This is a genomic window from Cellulomonas humilata, assembly GCF_013359775.1.
GTDB lineage: Bacteria > Actinomycetota > Actinomycetes > Actinomycetales > Cellulomonadaceae > Cellulomonas > Cellulomonas humilata.
The window spans coordinates 36,876-59,312 of the sequence record NZ_JABMCI010000042.1; the positions used below are offsets into that span (position 1 = coordinate 36,876).

The window sequence follows — 22,437 nt, forward strand, 5'->3', positions numbered from 1 at the left end:
CATCAGGGGGTGGGCACGATGGCATACGAGATTCGCGGGTCCTTGTGGGGGACGCTGTGTCACGACGTCCGGGAGCCGCTCGCCGGCCTCGAGCTGCGCGCGTACCGGTCGACGGGTGACCGGGCCACGGAGCAGGCTGTCGCGGCCGAGAAGGAGACGTTCCACGAGGTGGCCGAGGGTGAGCGCACGGGAGCGCCGGTCGCGGTGGCGCGTGTCGAGGAGTCGGGCAGGTACGTCCTGACGATCGCCGACAAGGAGTACGACGGCGGGCCGCTGGACCTCGACCTGTTCGTCGAGAAGCCGCCGCGGCCCAAGCACGAGCCGAACGCGAAGCCGCGCCAGTTCGCCGTGACGACGCTCCAGCCGCGCTGGCGGCAGACGGAGAACGACTACCTCGCGGTCTGGGAGTACGCGATCCCGAACCGCTTCTGGTGCCACATCCTGGCGCTCTTCGGCATCTGGACGATCAGCGGGCGGATCACCACGTGCGACAACAAGCTGCCGATCCCGGGCGCGGTCGTGTCGGCGTTCGATGCCGACTGGTTGCAGGACGACCCGCTCGGCACCGCGACCACCGACGGCACCGGCCACTACGTCCTCACCTACCTGGCCTCCGACTTCCGTCGCACGCCGTTCTCCCCGTTCATCAACGTCGAGCTGACGGAGGGACCGGACGTCTACGTCACGGTGGAGCTGGGCGGGCAGCCGATCATCACCGAGACGCAGTCGGACGGTCGCAAGCCCGGCCGGCAGAACGTCGGGCACTGCTTCTGCCTGGACCTGTGCACCGACAAGGTCGTCGGCGATCCCGACACCGTGCCGCACTGGCAGCAGGTCGAGGTGTTCGACATCCACCCCGGCAACGGCCAGCCCGGCTCGACGTTCGACACGCTCGGGTACGCGGACCCGGCCGGTGGTGCCTACGTGTTCGGCGGCACGGTCACGCTGCGCGGCAACTGCCCGCTCACCGACCTCGGCACCGGGCACGCGCTGAAGTACCGGTTCCTGGTCGGCGAGTACACCTGGACCGGCGGGACGGAGGACCCGGCGAACCCGCCGACCGTCGCCCCTGGCAGCCTGACCCCCGTCACGACGCAGGCCACGAGCACGCACGTCGGCTACGTGTTCTACACCGACGGCAACGGCGCCGCCCAGTCCGCGGCCGTCGTCGTCGCCGCAGCCGACCTCGATGCGGACGGCTTCCTCACGCTCGACGGGCTGCCGGTGACCGTGCAGATGTACAACCCGCCCGGGTCGACCGCGGTGGTGAACGTGAGCGGGTCGAACTTCCTGCGCACGTTCGAGCTCCTGGAGCTCAACAGCGTGGCCATCACGGCGGTGCACCCGGCGAAGAAGCCCGGCGGGCTCCCGAAGGCCCAGGCGGGCGAGACTCTGCCGCTGAACGAGCAGGAGCCGGTGCGCCGGTACCGGGTGGGCTTCGAGGTGCGCGACGCCGTCACGGACACCGTCACCCACACCGACCAACTGGACTCGATCATCTTCGACAACTCGGCGGTCATCGCCACGCTGGACCTCGAGGAGCTCCGCCTGAACGGCTGCAACCCGCTGTCCGGCGCGACCACGATCCACCTGCTGTACACGGTGGACCACCCGCACCTGCGGAACTTCTCCGTCACGATCAACAACAACGGCGGCAGCGTGCACGTCCCGCCGCAGACGCCGTCGGGGGCGTTCACCACCGGCAACTACGCGTTCCGGGGCGACGCGTCCGGGCCGCACAACAGCACGAGCACAGGCGGGATCCCGATCGACGTGTCCGCCGACCCGGCGTGCGCGTACTCGGTGAACCTCGGCTGGATCACCCGCCGGTACGGCGACCTCGGTCAGTCGCTCCAGCGGTTGTACTGCCACTGAGCCGGCCTCGGGGGGCGTCCGGATCTGCCGGGCGCCCCCCGGGTGCGATCGGGACCAAGGGCCCCTCCGTCGAACTGCCGCTCGGAGGACGATGGAACTGCCGGTCACCCCGGTCCTCGTCCGCGTGCACCCACAAGGAGCGCCCCATGTCCGCCATCCGCCCCGCCGTCCACCCCTCCGCCACGATCGACCAGCGCGTCCGGCAGCTGGGCACCACCATCCGGTGGGCACCGGCACCTCTGTGGGGCACCTCGACGAGCGAGCACGCGCGCTACGCGATCTACCTCGCGGGCAGCATCCTCGGCTGGACCCTCGCGGGTCTGGCGATTGCCGCGGTCGTCGGTCGCGCGCTCGGCCTGCTGGGCTGACGGCGCCGCTCAGCGCACTCGGCCCAGGGCGATCGCGGCGTACATCAGCGCCGCGACGGTCTCGCCGTCCGTGATCGTCCCGTCGGCGACCAGCTCGAGGACCCGGGTCCACGGCACGCGGCGCACGGCGGTGATGCCTTCGGCCGCCTGCTCGGCCGGTTCGTCCGCCTCGCGCAGGCCGCGGGCGAGGTACACGTGCTCCGGCGCATGGCTGATGCCGTTGAGCGCGAACATCGAGCCGATGCGCTCCCAGGTGTCCGCCACCAGACCGGTCTCCTCGCGCAGCTCGCGGTGGGCGGCCGCGAGCAGGTCCTCACCGTCAGAGCCGCCGGCGGGGACCTCCAGCGAGGCGCCGGTGGTGTACCGCTGCACCTCCACCAGGACGATCTCGTCGTCGTCGGTCAGCGGCACGACGAACACCGCGGGGTGCCGCACCTCGACCACTCCGTAGATCCCGGGCGTGCCGTCCGGTCGGTCCACGGCGTCCTCCCGGACGCGGATCCAGGGGTTCTCGTACACGGTGGTCGAGCCAAGGGTGTGCCAGGAGTCCATGGCGGCAGCCTGACAGACGCCTCGGAGGGATTGCGCTTACCGGACATTCTGTGACACCGTGGGGAAACCGGTTTCTCACCCATCTGTCGGAGACAAGGACGTCTCATGCGAGCTCGTCGTACCCTCGTCGTCACCCTCGCCGCAGGAGCGCTCCTGCTCCCGCCGACGACCGCTCACACCGCTCCCCCGCCCCCTGCCGTCGACCTCGGACGCGAGGTCCTCGCGCCCGGCGACGGGTGGGCGTCCTACGAGGGCCCGACCGTGCCCGACGGCAAGCCCACCGTGGCCACGGGGACCACCGGCGGTGCCGATGCCTCGCCCGCGGAGGTCTACGTCGTCGACACGTGGCAGGAGCTGCGCGACGCGCTGGCCGGCAGGCCCGGCGGCAGCCAGACCGACGCCCGCCGCAACGTGGTCCCCCGCATCGTGTACGTCACCGGGACCATCACCGCGTTCGACCCCGCCGCGTGCGACGCCTTCGCCGCACAGGTGACCGTGTCGGACAGCGGCCAGCCGTTCCGGATGGCCGACTACGTCGCGCACTTCGACCCGGCCGGCCCGTGGGGTCGCGTGAAGCCGAGCGGACCGCTCGAGGACGCGCGCATCGCGGCGGCGGCGATCCAGGCCGCGCAGACGCTCCAGCACGTCGGATCGAACGTGACGCTCGTCGGCGTCGGCGACGACGCGAAGATCGTCGGTGCGAGCGTGCGGATCCGCGACGCCCACAACGTCATCGTGCGGAACCTCACCATCGCCGACGCCTACGACTGCTTCCCGGTCTGGGACCCGACCGACACCGCGGTGGGCAACTGGAACTCCGCGTACGACAACGTGTCGGTATGGACGTCCACGAGCGTGTGGGTCGACCACAACACCTTCGACGACGGCGACCACCCGCACAGCGCGCTCCCGACGGTCTTCGGCCGGCCGTTCGAGGTGCACGACGGGCTGCTCGACATCACGCACGGCTCGGACCTGGTGACGGTCTCCTGGAACCGGCTCGACGATCACGACAAGACCGAGCTCATCGGCTCCTCGGACTCGCGGTTGCAGGACCGCGGTCAGCACCGGGTCACGCTGCACCACAACCACTGGATCGACATCGGCCAGCGCGCGCCCCGCGTGCGGTTCGGCGACGTGCACCTGTACGACAACCTCTACACGCAGACCACCGAGGGGCTGTTCCAGTACTACTGGGGCGCCGGCATCGAGTCGAGCATCGTCGCGGAGAACAACGCGTTCGAGCTGGCCCCGGGCGTCGACGCGGCACGGATCATCACGCGGTGGGGCGGGACGCAGCTGCTCGAGACCGGCTCCACCGTGAACGGGCAGGTCACCGACCTGGTGGCCGCCTTCAACGCGACGGCTCCCGTGCCCCTGGCGCCCACGGCCCGGTGGACCCCGGCCGACGTGTACGCCTACACGCTGGACCCGGTGCGGGACGTGCCCGCGATCGTGCGCGCCGGGGCCGGCGCCGGCGTGCTCGTCTCCGGCACCCCCGTGGCCACCGCCAAGCCCGGCGTCGCCGTGCTGTCCGACGACAACGGGTGGGACACCGGGTTGCAGGACGGCTCGTACACCGTGACGGCCACCCTGTGGTGGGGCCAGAACGCGACGGTCGCCCGGCTGTACGAGAACGGGGTGCTCGTGGGCGCCCAGTGGCTCACCGGGACCACCCCGCACCGGCAGACCGTCGCCTTCCCGGTCACCGGCAGGGTCGACGGGAGCTACACCTACGTGGTCGAGCTGCTCAACCCCTACGGGACGAGCACGTCGCGCCCGCGCACGGTCGTGGTGACCGACGCGGCTCCCGGTCGCCCGGTCCTCAGCGACGACAACCGCGATGGCGACGGGTCGTTCGCCATCACCAGCACGCTGTGGTGGGGCACCAACGCGACGCACTACGCGCTCTACCGCGACGGGGTCCCGGTCGACGAGCAGGAGCTCACCGCCGCCACACCGCAACGTCAGACGGTCCGGACCGCGGTGACCGGCCTGCCCCCCGGTTCCTACACGTTCGTCGCCGTGCTCAGCAACGACGCAGGCAGCACGTCGACGGCGCAGCGGGTGGTCACGGTGCGCGGCTGAGCCCAACCTGTGCGTCAGTTGTGCAGGGACGCCGAGCCACTGCACACAACGTGCACGGGACCCCCGCGCAAGTCTGTGACGTGCGCAGACGCCGATGTCTAGCGTGGCGCTCATGACCGACACCGGAGCGCCGACGCCCCCGCCCGCACTGCCCGGCCCGCCACCCTCCTGGGTGGCGGGCCGTGCTGTTCCCGTCCCGCGCGTGCCCGGCCGGGTCGCGCAGGTGCTGGTGCCGTTCTGGGCGGAGCGACGACGACCGATCGAGACGCGCACCCTCGTCCTGTGCGGCGTGGTCGGCGTCGCCGGCGCCGTCCTGCTGGTGGGCCACCGACCCGGGCTCGGCGCCGCTCTGGTCGGTCTGCTCGTCTGGGCCGCTGCCGTGCCGGCCATGGTCCGGCGACGCAGCGTGAACGACCTCCTCACCGCGGTGCTGTCCGTCGCGCTGGTCGCGGTCGTCGCGGTGCGGGACGCGGGGTGGGTGGTCATGCTCTGCGCCCTCGTGGCGGCCTGGGCCGGAGTGGTCGCGGTGACGTCGGCCCGATCTGCGCCGGCCGCGGTGCTCGCCCCGTTGACCTGGGCGGCGGGCGCCGTGCGGGCGCTGCCGTGGGTGGCCAAGGGCTTCGAGACCCTGGCGGGAGCGCGCCGAGGCCAGCTGACGGTCGCGCTGCGCAGCGGGGCGATCACCGTCGCGCTGCTGCTCGTGTTCGGTCTGCTGTTCGCGAGCGCCGACCGCGTCTTCGCCAGCCTGATGCCCCGCATCGAGGCGGAGCTGCTGCCGGGCCAGGTCGTCGTCGGCATCCTCGTGGCCCTCGTCTCCGCCGCACTGGCGCACCTCGCCCTGGCACCGCCGAGCTGGTCCGACGCCCGCCTTGCGCCCCGCGCGTCGGCGAAGCGCGGCGAGTGGCTCGTGCCGGTGCTCGCGCTGGACGCGATGGTGCTGCTGTTCGTGATGGTGCAGGTCGGAGCGCTGCTCGGGGGGCACCGGCACGTGCTGAAGACCGCCGGCCTGTCCTACGCGCAGTACGCCCGGGAGGGGTTCGCGCAGCTGGTGGTCGTCACCGCCCTCACCCTCGTCGTCGTCGCGGTCGCCGCCCGCCGGGCACCCCGCGAGACCCCGCGTGACCGGCTGCTGTCCCGGATCGCGCTCGGCGTGCTGTGCCTCGGCACGCTGGGCGTCGTCGCCTCCGCACTTCGCCGGATGGACCTGTACGTGGAGGCGTTCGGGCTCACCCGGCTGCGGGTGTTCGTCACCGTGGTCGAGATCGCCCTCGCCGCCGTCTTCGTCCTCGTCCTGGTCGCGGGGGTGCGGTGGCGCGGTCGGTGGCTGCCCCGGGCCGTCGTCCAGGTGGTCGCGGTCGCGATGCTCGGTCTCGCGCTGGTGAACCCCGACGCGCAGATCGTCCGCCACAACACGACGGCCGATCTCACGGGCACGCTCGACGTCGGCTATCTCGCGGGACTGTCCGCCGACGCCGTCCCCGCGTACGCGGAGGTCGACGACCCGGACCTGCGCGCATGCCTGCTCGCCTCGGCAGCGGTGCCACCGACGGTCGGGGTCGCGGACTGGAACCTCGGTCGCGAACGCGCCACGACCGTGCTCTCGAGCGCGCCCACCGACGAGAGCTGCGACCGCTGACCCTCAGACCAGGAGCGCGTCGGCCTCGACGTCCGCACGCCGCGGCCGTGCTGCCAGGGTCGCGAGTCCGAGCACCACGAGCGCGACCACGAACACGGTGACCACGTAGGCAGGCGTGAGCCGGTCGGCCAGGACGAGCGCGAGAGCGGCGAGCGCGATGACCACGACTCGCACGAGGGTGCGCTGCTGGTCCAGCCAGACGCCGACCGGACCGGTGCTGACGCCACGGCGATCGCCCGCGTCCCGCAGCCACGCAGCGGCCTGCGACGAGGAGGCGCGCAGCTGACGAGCCGCCGTGGTCCCGCCGGCGACGAACGCGATGATCGCCAGCAGCAGCCCGAGGACGAGACCGACGCGCAGACCCACGCGCAGCAGCGAGACGAACTGGTCGTAAATCGACACGGCCGTGTCGACGCGCTGCACGGTCGGCGGCAACGAGTTGGCGTAGAGCGACCTGCCTATCAGCAGGGCGAACCCGAGCAGCAGCATCGAGCCCGCCAGCGCGAGCCCCGCGACGACCAGCGCGCGGGAGCGGTGCTGCGCCGCGAGCACCCCGCCCGCGAGCAGCCCGAGCGCGAGGTAGGGCAGGATCCCGCCGACGATGTCGATCAGCCTGTACGCGTTCTGGAGACGGACCAGGTCCGCGCTCGACGCGATCGGGAACGTCACGGTGATCGTCGGGATCCGGCTGGCCAGCGTGAAGCCGGCCTCCACGAGCGAGGCCTTGACCTGCTCGATGATCGGCGTGATGTCCAGGGTCAGGACTCCGCTGTCACTGATCTGTGCGAGCGCGTCCGGGTCCCCCCGCAGGGTGGCGACGATCTGCTCGTGCGCGACGCGGTTCGCCTGCTCCCAGGTGTTCTCGAAGGCGTCGGAGGTCACGATCTTGGTGACGTTCTTGCTGATGAACCCGGTGATCGCGTCCTGGAGCGGGGCCTGCAACGAGCCGACCGCCTGGCTGACCAGCGGCGGCAGGTCCAGCCCTGCCACCGCGTCGGTGGCTTGGGTGGTCAGCTGCTCGACGTTCAGCGCCTCCACGACCGCCAGCGTGATCCGGTTCGACACCGCCGACTGGACCAGCGGGTCCTCCGCGATCGGAGCGACGGTGTCGACGTAGCGATCGGTGTCCACCACCAGGCCGCGCGCCCAGCTGCCCACCACCGCGACCGGAGCCAGCAGCGCGCCGAGGAGGATGAGGACCACCGCGGCCGTCGATCGACCGACCTTCCGGCGCGGGCGCGGGGCCGCCGCATCGCCCGTCTGGGCACGCAGCCGCGCGTTCTCGGTCTCGAGCAGCTGCAACCGCGCGAGCAGGACCGCCTGGTCCTCCGTCGGCGACGACGGCGGTACCACGACGTCGATGGCGGTCGGGATCTCGAGGGTGTCCTGCTGCGATCCGGCGGGCTCCACCACCGCGTCGGCAGGGCCGGTGTCGACCGGGGCCGCGTCGGCGTCGGGAGTCTCCGCGGCCGGCGTGACGTACGGCGACTCCGTGTCGGGCGTGTCGGGTGTGTCGGGTGTGTCGGGCGTGTCGGGTGTGTCGGCGGCGGGTGGTCGGGCCGGTGACGTCCCGGCGCTCCGTGCTCGCGGCGTCCGGCGTGACGACTTGTCCTCGGCCACGATGCCCTCCCCGACATGTCCGACATGCGACGACCTGTCGAGCATGTCAGGTTCGCTGGTCAGCGCGCGAGAGTCGGGGGACAGCGGATTCGTGGGCCCCGGGCGCGGGACCGCCACGGAGCGACCGCTGGCCGGTACGGTGCCACGCGAGAGCAACGCCGCCCGCGAGCCCGCTCGCCTGCCCTCCGGGAATCCTCGATGTCGAACCGACCCGCGACCGGACCTGTGATCCTGGCCCGTTCGGACCCCCGCAAGCCGCCGCTGTGGCTGCCCCGCGCCCTCGTCATGGGCACCGCGGCCGTCTTCCTCGGCCTGTTCGCCTGGAAGGCACTGGCTCAGCTGGGCAACGTCATCTTCATCATCGTGATCTCGTGGTTCCTCGCGCTGGCCATGGAGCCGTTGATCCGCTGGCTCGTGGCGCACGGCATCCGGCGCACGCGCGCGACCGGCATCGTCATGCTTGTCTCGCTCGTCGTGATCGCGGGCGTCATCGCGCTCTTCGGCGGTCTGTTCGTCACCCAGCTGATCGAGCTGGTCCAGTCGCTCCCCGACTACTACGTGCAGGTCGCGGAGTGGCTGGACGAGCGGCTCGGCGTCGAGGTACCCGAAGCCGACGAGCTCCTGGTCAACCTCGGCAGCCACTGGCAGGACCTGGCGCCCAGCCTGCTCGGGATCGGCTCCTCGATCGTCGGCGGCCTGTTCACGTTCACGTCCGTGCTGCTGGTCGTGTACTACATGGCCAGCTCGGGGCCGAAGTTCCGCGCGGCGATCTGCCGGCTGCTGGCCCCCGCCCGGCAGCGCGAGGTCCTGCACCTGTGGGAGGTCTCGCAGGAGAAGGTCGCGGACTTCATCAACTCGCGCATCGTCCTCGCGGCGCTCTCGACCGTGATCACGTTCGTCTTCCTCACCGTCCTCGGCATCCCGTACGCGCTGCCCCTGGCCGCCTTCACGGGTGTCGTCTCGCAGTTCGTGCCCACCATCGGCACGTACATCGGCGGCGCGCTCCCGATCGCGGTCGCGCTCGCGGTCGACCCGCTCAAGGGCCTCCTGACGTTGGCGTTCATCGTCGGGTACCAGCAGCTGGAAAACCTGATCTTCGCCCCCAAGGTCTCGGCGCGGTCGATGGAGATCAACCCCGCCGTGTCGTTCCTCGCCGTGATCGGGTTCGGGGCCGTGTTCGGCCCGATCGGAGCGTTCCTGGCCCTCCCCGTGGCTGCCACCATCCAGGCCGTGTCCTGGACCTACGTGCGCCGGCACGACCTCGTCGACGACGAGCTCCTCCACGAGGACGAGCAGAGCGGGCGCGGGGAGCGTGACTGGGTGGACGTGCCCGAGGACGAGGCGCCCGACCGTCCGACCGATCAGCCGTAGAAGACGCGCTCGACGACCGCGCGTGCCCGCCGGGCGGTGCGCAGGTAGTCCTGCTCCAGCTCGCCGCCGGAGCCCGCAGGGTAGCCGACCACCCGGGCCAGCCCCGCGAGCGCCTGCCGGTCGTGCGGCAGCACGTCCGCGTGCGCTCCCCCGCGGCCGTTCCAGAGCACGTTGGCGTCCCGCAGCCGCGAGGCCAGCAGCCACGCCTCGGCGAGCACGCGCCCGTCCTCGGCGTCGAGCAGGCCCGCGGTGGACGCGGCCTCGAGCGCTGCGAGCGTGGCGGTGGTGCGCAGGGCCGGCACCTCGTGCGCGTGCTGGAGCTGGAGCAGCTGGGCGGTCCACTCGACGTCCGAGATCCCCCCGCGGCCCAGCTTCAAGTGCCGGGCCGGCTCGACGCCGCGCGGGAGGCGCTCGGCCTCGACGCGCGCCTTGATGCGGCGGACCTCGCGCTCGGCGGCATGATCGAGGCCGCCGGCCGGGTAGCGCATCGGGTCGATCAGCCGCAGGAAGCGCTCGCCGAGGTGCTGGTCGCCGGCGACCGGCCGTGCCCGGAGCAGCGCCTGGCTCTCCCAGGTGGCGGACCAGCGGCCGTAGTACTCGGCGTACGCGTCGAACGACCGGACCAGGGGGCCGTTGCGGCCCTCCGGGCGCAGGTCGGCATCGACTTCGAGCGTCGGCTCCGGCCCGACCGCTCCCAGCAGGGTCCGGAGCCTCGTGGCCACCTGGAGCGCGAACTCCTGCGCCTGGACGGGGTCCGCGCCCTCCAGAGGGTCGTGCACGAACAGCACGTCGGCGTCCGACGAGTAGCCCATCTCCCCGCCGCCCCACCGGCCCATGGCGACCACGAGCAGCCGGGTCGGGCTCCGGTCGAGGCCGCGTTCGGCGCGCACCACGGACTCGGCGACCCGCAGCGCACCGACGAGCACGACGTCGGCGGCGACGCTCAGGCTCTGCGACGCCCGCTGCCCGGTGACCACGCCCAGCACGTCGGCGGCGGCGGTGCGGGCCAGCTCGCGCCGGCGCAACCCGCGCAGGGCCGTGACCGCGGCCACCGCCTCGTCGGAGCGCGCGAGGATCGAGTCGGCCTCGGCGGTGAGCCGCGCGAACGTCCGCGGGACCAGGTCGGCGTCGTCGGCGAGCCACGTGACCGACTCGGGGCTCCTGGTGAGCGCGTCGGCGACGTAGCGGGACGTGGACAGCACGGTCGCGAGCCGACGGGCCGCTGTGCCCGAGTCGCGCAGCAGCTTGAGGTACCAGTGGGTGGCGCCCAGCTCGTCGGAGAGACGCCGGAACGCGAGCAGGCCTCCGTCCGGGTCGGCGCCGTCCGCGAACCAGCCGAGCATGACGGGGAGCAGCTGCCGCTGGATCGACGCGCGCCGGGAGACGCCCTCGGTGAGCGCGGCGATGTGCCGCATGGCGCCGGCGGGGTCGGTGTAGCCGATGGCGGCCAGCCGAGCCTTGGCCGCCTCCGGCGCCAGGCTCGCCTCCGCGGTGGACAGCTGGGCGGTCGCCGGCAGGAGCGGCCGGTAGAACAGCTCCTCGTGCAGCCCGCGGACCTCCCGCCGCGTCGAGCGCCACCGCTCGGTCAGCCCGGCGGCGCCCTCCGCGCGCATCCCCACCGAACGCGCCAGCCGCCGCAGGTCCGGCTCCGAGGTCGGCATGAGGTGCGTGCGGCGCAGCCGGTAGAGCTGGATCCGGTGCTCCAGGACCCGGAGCAGGCGGTAGCAGACGGCCAGCTGCGCGGCGTGCGAGCGGCCGACGTACCCGCCTGCGGCGAGCGCGGCGAGCGCGGTCAGGGTGCTGGGGCTGCGGATCGACTCGTCCGCGCGGCCGTGGACGAGCTGCAGGAGCTGGACCGTGAACTCGACGTCGCGCAGACCGCCGACCCCGAGCTTGAGCTGCCGGTCGGCCTCCGCGGCAGGCACGTGGCTCTCCACCCGCCGGCGCATCGCCTGCGAGTCCTCGACGAAGTGCTCACGCGTCACCGCGCCCCACACGAACGGCTGCGTCATCTCCACGTACTCGTGCCCGAGCGCCTGGTCCCCGGCCAGCGGACGCGCCTTGAGCAGCGCCTGGAACTCCCACGTCTTGGCCCAGCGCTCGTAGTACGCCTTGTGGCTGGCGATCGTGCGGACCAGCGGCCCGTCCTTGCCCTCGGGGCGCAGCGCGGCATCGACCGGCCAGAGAGCCGGCTCGGCCGACGGCGTCGAGCACGCGCGCGCGAGACCGGCCGCCAGTCGCGAGCCTGCCGCGAGGGCCTCGGCCTCGTCGACCCCGTCGACCGGCTCGGCGACGTAGATGACGTCCACGTCGCTCACGTAGTTGAGCTCGCGGCCCCCGCCCTTCCCCATGCCGATGACCGCGAGCCGGACGCCGAGCCCGTGGTCGTCCAGGTCCGCTCGCGCCAGTGCGAGCGCCGCCTCGAGGGCGGCACCGGCCAGGTCGGCCAGTGCGGCGGCCACCCCGGGCAGCCGGCTCAGGGGGTCCGGGCTGGTAAGGTCGGTCGCCGCGATCCGCAGCAGCCGCGTGCGGTAGGCCAGCCGCATCGCGTCCGTGCCCCCGGCACCCGCCCGCCCGGCCACGGGGACGTCGGCGGCGGCATCGGCCCCCACCGCCGCCAGGAGCTCGGCACGGACCGACTCGACAGGTACTCCGGTCCCCGACGTCTCGTCGAGGAGCACGCGCAGGTTCTCGGGGTGCGCCACCAGGAAGTCGCCGAGTGCGACCGACGCACCGACGACCGCGAGCAGCCGTGCGCGGGCGGGACCGTCCTCCTCGAGGATGGCGCGCAGGACGCCGGGCAGATCGGGGCGTCCAGCGACTGCCCCGGCCAGCTTGGCGACCGTCAGCAGCGCCTGGTCAGGGTCCGCGACGTCCGCGAGGGGTGGGATGAGCACGTCCGCGGGGACCTCGAGCACGCGGCGCAACGCCGCGTCCGCCAGGAGCCGCTCCGCGCGCGCGGCGTCCGACACCCCCGCCCGCGTGAGCCTGCCGGCGAGGGTGGACCCGCGTCCGTCGGGCGAGCTCACAGGACCGGCAGGAACCGCCGCAGCTCGTACGGCGTCACCTGCGAGCGGTACTCCTCCCACTCCTGGCGCTTGTTGCGCAGGAAGTAGTCGAAGACGTGCTCGCCCAGCGTCTCGGCGACGAGCTCGGACTTCTCCATGATCGAGATCGCGGCGTCGAGCGACGTGGGCAGCGGCTCGATGCCCAGCGCACGACGCTCGGCGTCGGTGAGCTCCCAGACGTCGTCCTCGGCGCCCTCGGGCAGCTCGTAGCCCTCCTCGACACCCTTGAGGCCGGCCGTGAGGAGCAGGGCGTACGCGAGGTACGGGTTGGTGGCCGAGTCGACCGCGCGGTACTCGATGCGGCTGGAGTTGCCCTTGCCCGGCTTGTACATGGGCACCCGCACCAGGGCGGACCGGTTGTTGTGGCCCCAGCAGATGTAGCTCGGCGCCTCGGCGCCGCCCCAGAGCCGCTTGTACGAGTTCACGAACTGGTTGGTCACCGCCGTGATCTCGGCGGCGTGCTTGAGCAGGCCGGCGATGAACGAGCGCGCCGTCTTGGACAGCTCCAGGTGGCCACCGGCCTCGTGGAACGCGTTGCGGTCGCCCTGGAACAGGGAGAGGTGGGTGTGCATGCCGGAGCCGGGCTGGTCGGCCAGCGGCTTGGGCATGAAGCTGGCGAAGACGCCCTGCTCGAGCGCCACCTCCTTGACCACGGTGCGGAACGTCATGATGTTGTCCGCGGTGGTCAGGGCGTCGGCGTAGCGCAGGTCGATCTCGTTCTGGCCCGGTCCGGCCTCGTGGTGGGAGAACTCGACCGAGATGCCCATCGACTCGAGCATCGTGATCGCGGCGCGGCGGAAGTCGTGCGCGGTGCCGCGCGGCACGTGGTCGAAGTAGCCGCCCTGGTCCACCGGGACCAGCGGCAGGGCCGGGTCCGCGGGCGCGTCGAACAGGTAGAACTCGACCTCGGGGTGCGTGTAGAAGGTGAACCCCTGGTCGGCCGCCTTGGACAGCGCGCGCTTGAGCACGGTGCGGGAGTCCGCGAGCGACGGCTCCCCGTCGGGCGTCAGCAGGTCGCAGAACATGCGGGCGGTCCCGTGCCGCTCGCCCCGCCACGGCAGGATCTGGAACGTCGACGGGTCGGGCTTGGCGATCATGTCCGCCTCGTACACCCGGGTCAGGCCCTCGATGGCGCTGCCGTCGAACCCGATCCCCTCCGAGAAGGCAGCCTCGAGCTCGGCGGGGGCTACCGCCACCGACTTCAGGATCCCGAGCACGTCGGTGAACCAGAGACGGATGAAGCGGATGTCCCGCTCCTCGACCGTGCGGAGCACGAACTCCTGCTGCCTGTCCATGCGGTACATCCTGCCTGATGAACCGCACTGCGCAGCGTCAGTGTCCGGGGTGCGTCGGCACCGGGTCCCGGAACCGGTGGTTAGGCTCGGCCCATGCCTCATCCCCGCATCGCCCTCGCGCAGATCGACACGCGTGTGGGGGACGTCGACGCCAACGCCCAGACCGTCCTCGACTGGTCCCGGACGGCCGCGCAGGCCGGCGCCCACCTGGTCGTCTTCCCCGAGATGACACTCACCGGCTACCCCATCGAGGACCTCGCGCTGCGGGCGTCGTTCCGCCGCGGGGCCGAGGCGGCCCTGCAGCGCACGGCGACCGCCCTGGCGGACGAGGGACTCGGTGACCTGGCCGTCCTCGTCGGCACGGTCGGGGAGAAGCTGGTGACGCCGGTGCACGAGCCGGGCGCGCCCGAGGGCCCCCGGCGACCCACCAACCAGGCGGTCCTGCTCCAGCACGGCACGGTGCAGGTCCGCTACGACAAGCACCACCTGCCCAACTACGGCGTGTTCGACGAGTACCGGATCTTCGCGTCCGGTGACGACGTGTGCGTGATCGACGTGCTGGGCCGCCGGGTGGGCGTCGTCATCTGCGAGGACATCTGGCAGGACGGCGGACCCGTCTCGCAGATGGACGAGAACGAGGTCTCCCTGCTGGTGGTGCTCAACGCGTCCCCGTACGAGGAGGGCAAGGGGTACCAGCGCGTCGAGCTGGCCGCGCGACGGGCCCACGAGGTCGAGGCGCCGGTCGCGTACGTGAACCTGGTCGGAGCGCAGGACGACCTCGTGTTCGACGGCGGCTCGTTCGTCATCGCGACCGACGGCACCGTCCTGGCGCGCGCCCCGCAGTTCGTGGAGAACCTGCTGGTGTGGGACCTGCTCGGCGACGACGACGCCCCCGCGCGGGGCTCGGTCGCCCCGCCGCTCGCGCCCGACGAGGAGGTCTACCGCGCGCTGGTCACCGGCCTGCGCGGCTACGTGACCAAGAACGGCTTCACGTCCGTGGTGTTCGGGATGTCCGGCGGCATCGACTCCGCGCTGGTGGCGGCGATCTCCGCCGACGCCATCGGGGGCGAGAACGTGGTCGGCGTGTCCATGCCGTCGGTGTACTCCTCCGAGCACAGCAAGGACGACGCGGCGGACCTGGCCAAGCGGATCGGGGCGGACTACCGGGTCCAGCCGATCTCCCCCATGGTCGACGCCTTCGAGAACGAGCTGTCCCTGGACGGCCTCGCGGCCGAGAACCTGCAGGCCCGGGTGCGCGGCGTGATCCTCATGGCGCTGTCCAACTCCGAGGGCCACCTGGTGCTGGCGCCCGGCAACAAGACGGAGCTCGCGGTCGGGTACTCGACGATCTACGGCGACGCCGTCGGTGGCTTCGCCCCCATCAAGGACATCGACAAGTCACGCGTCTGGGCGCTGGCCCGCTGGCGCAACGACGCCGCCCGGGACGGGGTCTTCGGACCCGACGAGCTGCCGCCGATCCCCGAGTCGTCGATCACCAAGCCGCCGTCGGCCGAGCTGCGTCCCGGCCAGGTGGACCAGGACTCGCTCCCGCCGTACGAGCTCCTCGACGAGGTTCTCGACGCCTACGTGGAGAACGCCGAAGGCCGTGCGGAGCTGCTCGCGCGGGGGTTCGACCCCGCCGTCGTCGACAAGGTCCTCGCCCTCGTGGACCGGGCGGAGTGGAAGCGTCGCCAGTACCCGCCGGGCACCAAGGTGACCGCGCTGGCGTTCGGCCGCGACCGTCGCCTCCCGATCACCACCCGCTGGCGCGAGCCGTGACCACCCCGACAGGAGCACCACGAATGACTCAGACCCCGAAGCGCGTCCGCGTGCACCACCTGCGCGAGGCCAAGGAGCGCGGCGAGCGGCTGACGATGCTCACGGCCTACGACGCCGTGACTGCGCACATCTTCGACGAGGCCGGCATCGACATGCTGCTGGTCGGCGACTCGATCGGGAACACCATGCACGGTCACACCACGACCCTCCCGGTGACCGTCGACGACCTGATCCCCCCGGCACGTGCCGTCGCGCGGGCCGCGAAGCGGGCGTTCGTCGTCGCCGACCTGCCGTTCGGCTCGTACGAGGCGGGACCCGCGCAGGCGCTGGAGACCGCCGTGCGGATGATGAAGGAGACCGGAGTCGCCGCCGTGAAGTTCGAGGGCGGCAAGCGGGTGGTCCCGCAGATCAAGGCGCTGACCGACGCCGGCATCCCGGTGGTGGCGCACCTCGGCTACACGCCGCAGTCGGAGAACCTGCTGGGCGGACCGCGCGTGCAGGGTCGGGGCGACCTCGCCGCCGAGCTGCTGTGCGAGGACGCGGTGGCCATCGCCGAGGCGGGTGCGGTCGCCGTGGTGCTGGAGATGGTGCCGGCACCGGTGGCGGCGCGGGTCACCGAGATCCTGCAGATCCCGACCATCGGCATCGGCGCGGGCTCGGAGTGCGACGGGCAGGTGCTCGTGTGGGTCGACATGGCCGGCATGACGGACTGGTCGCCGCGCTTCGCCAAGCGGTTCGGCGAGGTCGGGGCCGCCCTCAAGGCCGCGGCGGTCGCGTACGCCGACGAGGTGCGCGGCGGAACCTTCCCGGACCCGGACCACCAGTTCGACGCGTGACGGCGGCGGCTCGGGTCCTCGTCTGGGCGGTCGCGCTCTCCGTGCTCGGCGTGCTCGTGGCCCTCGCGGTGCCCGTGGCGTCCGGTACGTACCTCGTCGCGCAGGTGGTGTCGTTCCGCGCGCTGCTCGGCCTCGGGTCCGCGGTGGTCGCCGCCGCGCTCCTGGCCGTCCCCGCGACGAGGCGTCGGCTGCTGCCCCTCACGGTCGCCCTGATCGTGGGCGCCGCGGCGCAGGGGGCCGTGCTCGCGGCCCGCTCGACACCGCAGCACGCCGACGCGGCAGGTTCCGGCGACCAGGTCGTCGTGCTCTCGTTCAACACCCTGAGCACGGTGGATCCCGCCGTGCTGGCGGACCTGGCGCTGGAGCACGGCGCGGACGTCGTCGTGCTTCCCGAGACCTCCGGCTACACCGCCCGCATGACGGCCAAGCGGATGGCCTCGGCCGGTCAGCCGATGCAGCGGCTCACCGCGGCCGGTCACTCGTCCTTCGTCGCCGGCACCGCGCTGCTGGTCTCGGAGCGTGTCGGCACCTACCCGGCGTCCGAGTCGCTCCCCACCCTGCTGGGATCGCTGCGCGCGGACCCGAGCGACCCGGCCGGGTCACCCGTGATCGTGGCGGCCCACCCGATCGCGCCGATCAGCCGTGGCTCCATGCCGACCTGGCGCACGGAGACCCGTCTGGTGGCCGACCTGTGCGGCTCGACACCCGGCGTGATCGTGGCGGGCGACCTCAACTCGACGCTGGACCACCCCGGCCTCCAGGACCTGGGACCGTGCATCGACGCGGCGCGCGCGTCCGGTGCTGCGGCGCTCGGCACGTGGCCCGCGTCCGCACCGAGGTTCCTGGCCGCACCGATCGACCACGTGCTGGTCGACGGCCGCGCCTGGCGGGTGGTCGGCTTCCAGGTGCTGGAGCGCACCGGCGGGAGCGACCACCGCCCGATCCTCGCGACGCTCGAGCGCCGCTGACGGCTCAGGCCTGCTGCTCGTCCTCGCTGTCCCAGTCCTGGTTGCGCTTGCGCGCCTTCTCCAGCGCGTGCGTCGCCTCGTCCCGCGTCGCGTACGGGCCCATCAGCTTGGTCCAGTCGCTCTGCCGGCCCTCCTCGACCTCGTGGGTCTCGATGTTGAACCAGAAGTTGCCCGCCATGTCGCTCTCCCTTCACCGGGGCACCGACGAGACCGGCCCTGACCGGCCCCGATGCCCTCCTGTCCGTAGACTGCCAGGTATGTCGCCCGTGCACGCGCCAAGATCCGCCCTGGTCCCGGGCACGGTGAGCCCACGTCGAGACGTCCCGTCGTCCATCGCCCGCCCGGAGTACGTCGGCAGGCAGGGCCCCGCGCATTGGACAGGCAGCAACGTCCTGGAGCCCGAGATGATCGAGCGCGTCCGGGTGGCCGCCCGCCTCGCGGCGCAGGCCCTGGAGCTCGTCGGCAGCCATGTCGCCCCCGGGGTCACCACCGACGAGCTGGACGTGATCGGGCACGAGTTCCTGGTCGGCCACGGCGCGTACCCGTCGACGCTGGGCTACCGCGGCTTCCCCAAGTCGCTGTGCACCTCCGTCAACGAGGTCATCTGCCACGGCATCCCGGACTCGACCGTGATCGAGGACGGCGACATCGTGAACATCGACGTCACGGCCTACATCGGCGGCGTGCACGGCGACAACAACGCGACGTTCCTGGCGGGCGACGTCGACGAGGAGTCGCGGCTGCTGGTCGAGCGCACGCAGGAGGCGCTGACCCGCGCGATCAAGTCCGTCGTGCCGGGCCGGGAGATCAACGTCGTCGGGCGCGTCATCGAGAAGTACGCGGCGCGCTTCGGCTACGGGGTGGTCCGGGACTACACCGGTCACGGCGTCGGACCCGCGTTCCACACCGGGCTGATCGTCCCGCACTACGACGCGGCTCCCGCCTACGACACGGTCATCGAGCCCGGAATGGTCTTCACCATCGAGCCCATGCTCAACCTCGGCACCCCCGACTGGGTCATGTGGGACGACGACTGGACCGTCCTCACGGCCGACGGACGGCGCAGCGCGCAGTTCGAGCACACCCTGCTGGTCACCGACACCGGAGCGGAGATCCTGACCCTGCCATGAGCGACCACAAGCACAAGAACGACCCTGAGAGCCGAGCGATCGCGTTCGGCATCGACATCGGCGGGAGCGGGATCAAGGGCGCACCGGTCTCGCTGGCGGACGGCGAGTTCGCCGCCGACCGCAAGCGGATCCCCACGCCGCAGCCCTCCACCCCGGACGCGGTCGCCGCGACGGTGGCCAAGGTGGTCGACTCGTTCGACCTGGGCAAGGACGTGCCGATCGGGGTGACGTTCCCGGCCGTGATCCTGCACGGGGTCGCGCAGTCCGCGGCGAACGTCGACAAGTCGTGGATCGGCACCAACGTCGAGAAGGCGGTGCAGCACGCCACCGGGCGCAAGGTGCTGGCGGTCAACGACGCCGACGCCGCGGGCTACGCGGAGGTCCTCTACGGTGCCGCGAAGGGCGTCGACGGCGTCGTCCTCGTCGTCACCCTCGGCACCGGCATCGGGTCCGCGCTGATCGTCGACGGGCACCTCGTCCCCAACACGGAGCTCGGTCACCTGGAGATCGACGGGTTCGACGCCGAGTCGCGTGCCGCCGAGAGCGTGCGCGACCGTGAGGGCCTGGACTGGTCCGGGTGGGCCGAGCGTCTCCAGCGGTACTTCACGGTGGTGGAGAACCTGTTCTGGCCCGACCTCATCGTGGTCGGCGGCGGCGTGAGCAAGCACCACTCCGACTTCCTGCCGCTGCTGGACCTGCGCACGAAGATCGTGCCCGCCCAGCTGCGCAACGCCGCAGGGATCGTCGGCGCGGCGGCGCTCGCTGCCAAGTCGCGCGGCTGACCCGTGCGCGACCTCGTCGAGGTCGCGCCGGGCGTCCACGTGGCGACGAGCGCCGTCTACACGACGACCTCGACGCTCCTCGTCGGCGACGACGGCACGTGCCTCGTGGTCGATCCCGCGGTCACCGCACGCGAGGTCGACGGGCTCGCCGCGGCGATCCGTGACCGCGGCTGGAGCCCGGTCGCCGTGTGGTCGACGCACGCGCACTGGGACCACGTCCTGGACGGTCCGGGGCTGGCCCGCCTGCCCCGCTGGGCGGACGGTGCGGCTGCCACGGACCGCGAGACCCTCGCCGCCGAGCGCGACGCCGACGACGAGCTCGCCCGGGTCGGCGAGGCACCGGCACCGATCGCCGCGCCGGCCACCGCCTACCCACGGCGGTCGCCCGGCGTGCTCGACTGGCCGGGCCGGACCGTCCGCGTCCTCACGCACTCGGCGCACGCCCGCCCGCACACCGCGCTGCTCGTCCCGGACGTCGGCGTCCTGGTGGCCGGAGACATGCTGTCCGACGTCGAGATCCCGCTGCTGGACCTGTCGTCGGACGACCCCGTCGGCGACTACCGGGCAGCCCTCGACCTGCTGGAGTCCGCCGGCGCGCGGGTCGTGGTCCCGGGGCACGGGCGGGTCGGGGGTCCCGACGAGCTCCGGCGTCGGCTCGCCGCCGACCGCGCGTACCTGTCGGCGCTCACCGACGGCAAAGAGGTCGACGACGACCGGTACGCCCTCCCCTGGGCGGCCGCCGCCCACGCCGCGCACCGGGCCGCGGTGGGACGATGAGCGGCATGGGATGGCTCGTCGCCGGCGGAATCGTCGCCCTGGTCCTGCTGCTCGTCGCGGTCGACCGGATGGTCGCGCGCGGCTGGTTCGACCGGCGCCGACCGCACGAGCGTCGAAACGGCGGCTCCATGGCCGCCAGCGGGGCGCTCGGGGACCTCATCGACGTCTTCCAGCCCAACCGCGTGCACCTCACCGCGGAGCAGGAGCGGCAGAAGCTCGACATCATGCAGACCGGGGACGCGGCCGGCCGGCTCGATCTCGACTCGGGCGTCGTCCGCCTCGACCCGGATCCGCCGCGCAATTAGGTGTCGCCGATGTCGGTGACGGCCTCTAGCCTGCCTGCCATGGCACCCGTGGTCTCCCAGCTGACGATCGACTCCGCCGACCCGCACGCCCTCGCCCGCTGGTGGCGCGAGGTCCTCGACTGGTCCTACGCGTGGGAGCCGGCGCAGGACGAGGACGAGGTCGAGATCCAGCCCTCCGACGGCGGCTCGACCCACTGGCTGTTCCTCAAGGTCCCCGAGGTGAAGTCGAGCAAGAACCGCCTGCACGTGGACCTGCGCCCGCCCAACGGCTCGGACCAGGCCACCGAGCTCGACCGGCTGCTCGGTCTGGGCGCCACCCGCGTCGACATCGGCCAGGGCGACGTGCCGTGGCACGTGCTGGCCGACCCCGAGGGCAACGAGTTCTGCCTGCTGCGCGGCACCCCGGACCAGGCGGCCGCCGCCCTCGGCGCGGAGACGTCCGGCACCTGACCGCTCCCCCGCACGGGTGACAGTTGCGTGTCGGGGTCGAAATCGGACGAATCGGTCGGTACCTTCCGGGGATGATCAGTGCCGTCCTTCCGGTCCTGGGCGACGTCGCATGGCAGGACTGGGAGCAGTGGGCCCCGCTCGCGGTCTCCGTCCTGACGCTCGTCGCCGCACTCGGCGCCTGGATCGTCGCGGGCAGAGCCGCCCGCAGGTCCAAGCGACTGGCCGAGGCCACCCACAAGCAGACCAAGGTGTTCGACGAGCAGGTGGCGATCGCCAAGGAGGCGCTCGAGCTGGCGCGGCAGGAGGCGCAGAACGCGCGCACCTATGCCGACCGGCAGCGCCTGGACGCCGACCGCATGCGCCGGATGCTCGAGGAGGCTCGGCTCGACGAGCTCGCCCCGACGATCGTGGCCCGTGCCTTCCCGGAGGGTCCGGGCACCCCCGGCAAGCCCGCCCTCGAGTTCTGCCAGCTCACCGCGGGCGGTCAGGACCGGTGGCGCCTGCTCACCGAGCAGCTCCAGGTGGGACGCGACGAGACGTACGCGTTCCGCACCGCCCTGACCATCTGGTTCGAGAACCTCTCCGACGGCGTCGCCCAGGTCAACATCGTCGAGCCCGCGGGCGGCGAGCTGGACCTGCTGCCCGGGCACCCGCTGGTGGTCCCCGCGCGGGAGTCGCGCAGCGTCACCTGGATGCGGCTGTGGACGTCACGCGACCTCGACAGCGACGCGCGGATCCAGGACCCAGCCGCGTGGCTGTTCAACCTGACGTTCACCGTGACCGACCTCGGCGTGCACGTGCGCGACACCTACGCGTTCGACGGCGACCTGCGGTTCTTCGACCGGGACGGCTCGTGGCTCGTCGTCATGCCCGAGCCGCCCCTGCCGTGGACCTCCGACGTCGCGTCGATGCTGTCCGGCCGCGCGTACGAGTCCCTGCCCGCCTCCGTCAGCTGAGCGCCGCACGCACGAGCGTCGACAGCTTCTTGCCGTCCGCGGACGCACCCGCGCGCGCGGTCGCCTCCTTCATGACCGCCCCCATGTCGCGGAGCGACGTCGCGCCGACGTCCGCGATCACCGCAGTGACCAGCGCCTGGAGCTCGTCGTCGGACAGCTGCGCCGGCAAGTACGTCTCGATGAGGTCCGCCTCGGCGGTCTCCGTGGCGGCCCGCTCGGGAGCGTTGGCGTCGGTGTAGATCTGCGCGGAGTCGCGGCGCTTCTTCACCTCGCGGGCCAGGATCTTCAGCACCTCGTCGTCCGACAGCTCCTTCTCGACACTGCCCGCCTTGGCCTCGAACCGGACGGCGCCGATGATCTGGCGCAGGATGCCGGTGCGCTCGGTGTCGCGGGCCTTCATGGCGGTGGTCAGGTCGGACGTCAGCTGGTCGAGGGTGCTCATGGGAGCCATCGTGCCTCGTCACGGCCGAACGGCGCAGTCGGAATGTGCGAGCGGGCCGGACGTCTACGCTGCCTGCACCGCCGTCCGGTCCAGCCTGGCGAGAGGCACTCCCCCGAGCGCCGGCAGGATCGTCAGGTCA

20 protein-coding genes are annotated in these 22,437 nt (G+C 72.4%); 14 read left to right on the forward strand and 6 right to left on the reverse strand.

Annotated features, from left to right (window positions below):
- The first annotated feature begins 18 nt into the window (after positions 1-18).
- The gene (locus tag HP550_RS02620) at positions 19-1,875 is read left to right on the forward strand and encodes a carboxypeptidase-like regulatory domain-containing protein (protein ID WP_175346046.1); all 1,857 of its coding nucleotides are present in this window, start codon (positions 19-21) and stop codon (positions 1,873-1,875) included.
- A gap of 146 nt (positions 1,876-2,021) precedes the next feature.
- The gene (locus tag HP550_RS02625) at positions 2,022-2,243 is read left to right on the forward strand and encodes a chemotaxis protein CheW (protein ID WP_175346047.1); all 222 of its coding nucleotides are present in this window, start codon (positions 2,022-2,024) and stop codon (positions 2,241-2,243) included.
- Positions 2,244-2,252: 9 nt separating this feature from the next.
- Here HP550_RS02625 and HP550_RS02630 read toward each other — a convergent pair whose 3' ends face one another.
- The gene (locus HP550_RS02630) at positions 2,253-2,795 is read right to left on the reverse strand and encodes an NUDIX domain-containing protein (protein ID WP_175346048.1); all 543 of its coding nucleotides are present in this window, start codon (positions 2,793-2,795) and stop codon (positions 2,253-2,255) included.
- 105 nt (positions 2,796-2,900) lie between these two features.
- Here HP550_RS02630 and HP550_RS02635 point away from each other — a divergent pair, with 105 nt between their 5' ends.
- On the forward strand, positions 2,901-4,883 hold the full coding sequence (locus tag HP550_RS02635) for a pectate lyase family protein (RefSeq protein ID WP_175346049.1): 1,983 nt from the start codon (positions 2,901-2,903) through the stop codon (positions 4,881-4,883).
- Between the two features lie 112 nt (positions 4,884-4,995).
- Positions 4,996-6,519, forward strand: a complete 1,524-nt coding sequence (locus HP550_RS02640) for a DUF4153 domain-containing protein (protein ID WP_246280452.1) — start codon at positions 4,996-4,998, stop codon at positions 6,517-6,519.
- Between the two features lie 3 nt (positions 6,520-6,522).
- Here HP550_RS02640 and HP550_RS02645 read toward each other — a convergent pair whose 3' ends face one another.
- Entirely contained in the window at positions 6,523-8,139 is a 1,617-nt protein-coding gene (locus HP550_RS02645) for a hypothetical protein (protein WP_343047949.1), read from the reverse strand.
- 198 nt (positions 8,140-8,337) lie between these two features.
- Between HP550_RS02645 and HP550_RS02650 the strand changes: the two genes are divergently transcribed.
- A complete protein-coding gene (locus HP550_RS02650) occupies positions 8,338-9,510 on the forward strand; it encodes an AI-2E family transporter (protein ID WP_246280454.1) in 1,173 nt (390 codons plus the stop codon).
- Here HP550_RS02650 and HP550_RS02655 read toward each other — a convergent pair.
- Together HP550_RS02655 and glnA are read right to left on the reverse strand one after the other, a co-directional pair.
- Positions 9,501-12,539, reverse strand: coding sequence for a bifunctional [glutamine synthetase] adenylyltransferase/[glutamine synthetase]-adenylyl-L-tyrosine phosphorylase (locus tag HP550_RS02655; RefSeq protein WP_175346051.1), 3,039 nt, complete (start codon positions 12,537-12,539; stop codon positions 9,501-9,503). The two genes, HP550_RS02650 and HP550_RS02655, sit on opposite strands and share 10 nt — an antisense overlap.
- Positions 12,536-13,873, reverse strand: a complete 1,338-nt coding sequence (gene glnA / locus HP550_RS02660; protein ID WP_056090473.1) for a type I glutamate--ammonia ligase — start codon at positions 13,871-13,873, stop codon at positions 12,536-12,538. The genes HP550_RS02655 and glnA overlap by 4 nt, the downstream gene beginning before the upstream one ends.
- Positions 13,874-13,966: 93 nt before the next feature.
- On the opposite strand from glnA, the gene HP550_RS02665 reads away from it, so the two are divergent.
- Genes HP550_RS02665 through HP550_RS22085 form a run of 3 tightly spaced genes read left to right on the forward strand, consistent with a single transcriptional unit; the run spans position 13,967 to position 17,456 of the window.
- A complete protein-coding gene (locus tag HP550_RS02665) occupies positions 13,967-15,652 on the forward strand; it encodes an NAD+ synthase (protein WP_175346052.1) in 1,686 nt (561 codons plus the stop codon).
- Between the two features lie 23 nt (positions 15,653-15,675).
- Positions 15,676-16,488 carry a 3-methyl-2-oxobutanoate hydroxymethyltransferase gene (gene panB / locus HP550_RS02670; RefSeq protein ID WP_175346053.1) on the forward strand — a complete coding sequence of 271 codons (813 nt, stop codon included), beginning with the start codon at positions 15,676-15,678 and terminating at the stop codon, positions 16,486-16,488.
- Positions 16,485-17,456, forward strand: a complete 972-nt coding sequence (locus HP550_RS22085; RefSeq protein ID WP_175346054.1) for an endonuclease/exonuclease/phosphatase family protein — start codon at positions 16,485-16,487, stop codon at positions 17,454-17,456. The genes panB and HP550_RS22085 overlap by 4 nt, the downstream gene beginning before the upstream one ends.
- Positions 17,457-17,460: 4 nt before the next feature.
- Here the strand turns inward: HP550_RS22085 and HP550_RS02680 are convergent, their stop codons facing one another.
- A complete protein-coding gene (locus HP550_RS02680; protein WP_175346055.1) occupies positions 17,461-17,634 on the reverse strand; it encodes an SPOR domain-containing protein in 174 nt (57 codons plus the stop codon).
- 79 nt (positions 17,635-17,713) lie between these two features.
- Here HP550_RS02680 and map point away from each other — a divergent pair, with 79 nt between their 5' ends.
- The 6 genes from map to HP550_RS02710 all read left to right on the forward strand — a co-directional run bounded on the left by map (position 17,714) and on the right by HP550_RS02710 (position 21,856).
- A complete protein-coding gene (gene map, locus HP550_RS02685) occupies positions 17,714-18,586 on the forward strand; it encodes a type I methionyl aminopeptidase (protein ID WP_175346056.1) in 873 nt (290 codons plus the stop codon).
- Positions 18,583-19,368: a polyphosphate--glucose phosphotransferase gene (gene ppgK / locus HP550_RS02690; RefSeq protein ID WP_175346057.1), complete on the forward strand. Its 786-nt coding sequence runs from the start codon at positions 18,583-18,585 to the stop codon at positions 19,366-19,368. The genes map and ppgK overlap by 4 nt, the downstream gene beginning before the upstream one ends.
- 3 nt (positions 19,369-19,371) lie before the next feature.
- A complete protein-coding gene (locus tag HP550_RS02695) occupies positions 19,372-20,145 on the forward strand; it encodes an MBL fold metallo-hydrolase (protein ID WP_175346058.1) in 774 nt (257 codons plus the stop codon).
- 5 nt (positions 20,146-20,150) lie between these two features.
- Positions 20,151-20,450: a DUF6191 domain-containing protein gene (locus HP550_RS02700; protein WP_175346059.1), complete on the forward strand. Its 300-nt coding sequence runs from the start codon at positions 20,151-20,153 to the stop codon at positions 20,448-20,450.
- A 39-nt stretch (positions 20,451-20,489) separates the two neighbouring features.
- The gene (locus tag HP550_RS02705; RefSeq protein WP_175346060.1) at positions 20,490-20,900 is read left to right on the forward strand and encodes a VOC family protein; all 411 of its coding nucleotides are present in this window, start codon (positions 20,490-20,492) and stop codon (positions 20,898-20,900) included.
- Between the two features lie 71 nt (positions 20,901-20,971).
- Positions 20,972-21,856, forward strand: coding sequence for a hypothetical protein (locus HP550_RS02710; RefSeq protein ID WP_175346061.1), 885 nt, complete (start codon positions 20,972-20,974; stop codon positions 21,854-21,856).
- On the opposite strand, the gene HP550_RS02715 is transcribed toward HP550_RS02710, so the two are convergent.
- Complete coding sequence (locus HP550_RS02715; protein ID WP_175346062.1) at positions 21,849-22,298, reverse strand: GatB/YqeY domain-containing protein; 450 nt, start codon at positions 22,296-22,298, stop codon at positions 21,849-21,851. The genes HP550_RS02710 and HP550_RS02715 overlap by 8 nt on opposite strands.
- Between the last annotated feature and the right edge of the window lie 139 nt (positions 22,299-22,437).

Bases quoted from the DNA above. Each gene is read 5' to 3' on its own strand.
- HP550_RS02620 (WP_175346046.1), top strand. From the start codon at position 19: ATGGCATACGAGATTCGCGGGTCCTTGTGGGGGACGCTGTGTCACGAC.
- HP550_RS02625 (WP_175346047.1), top strand. From the start codon at position 2,022: ATGTCCGCCATCCGCCCCGCCGTCCACCCCTCCGCCACGATCGACCAG.
- HP550_RS02630 (WP_175346048.1), bottom strand. From the start codon at position 2,795: ATGGACTCCTGGCACACCCTTGGCTCGACCACCGTGTACGAGAACCCC.
- HP550_RS02635 (WP_175346049.1), top strand. From the start codon at position 2,901: ATGCGAGCTCGTCGTACCCTCGTCGTCACCCTCGCCGCAGGAGCGCTC.
- HP550_RS02640 (WP_246280452.1), top strand. From the start codon at position 4,996: ATGACCGACACCGGAGCGCCGACGCCCCCGCCCGCACTGCCCGGCCCG.
- HP550_RS02650 (WP_246280454.1), top strand. From the start codon at position 8,338: ATGTCGAACCGACCCGCGACCGGACCTGTGATCCTGGCCCGTTCGGAC.
- glnA (WP_056090473.1), bottom strand. From the start codon at position 13,873: ATGGACAGGCAGCAGGAGTTCGTGCTCCGCACGGTCGAGGAGCGGGAC.
- HP550_RS02665 (WP_175346052.1), top strand. From the start codon at position 13,967: ATGCCTCATCCCCGCATCGCCCTCGCGCAGATCGACACGCGTGTGGGG.
- panB (WP_175346053.1), top strand. From the start codon at position 15,676: ATGACTCAGACCCCGAAGCGCGTCCGCGTGCACCACCTGCGCGAGGCC.
- HP550_RS02680 (WP_175346055.1), bottom strand. From the start codon at position 17,634: ATGGCGGGCAACTTCTGGTTCAACATCGAGACCCACGAGGTCGAGGAG.
- map (WP_175346056.1), top strand. From the start codon at position 17,714: ATGTCGCCCGTGCACGCGCCAAGATCCGCCCTGGTCCCGGGCACGGTG.
- ppgK (WP_175346057.1), top strand. From the start codon at position 18,583: ATGAGCGACCACAAGCACAAGAACGACCCTGAGAGCCGAGCGATCGCG.
- HP550_RS02700 (WP_175346059.1), top strand. From the start codon at position 20,151: ATGGGATGGCTCGTCGCCGGCGGAATCGTCGCCCTGGTCCTGCTGCTC.
- HP550_RS02705 (WP_175346060.1), top strand. From the start codon at position 20,490: ATGGCACCCGTGGTCTCCCAGCTGACGATCGACTCCGCCGACCCGCAC.
- HP550_RS02710 (WP_175346061.1), top strand. From the start codon at position 20,972: ATGATCAGTGCCGTCCTTCCGGTCCTGGGCGACGTCGCATGGCAGGAC.
- HP550_RS02715 (WP_175346062.1), bottom strand. From the start codon at position 22,298: ATGAGCACCCTCGACCAGCTGACGTCCGACCTGACCACCGCCATGAAG.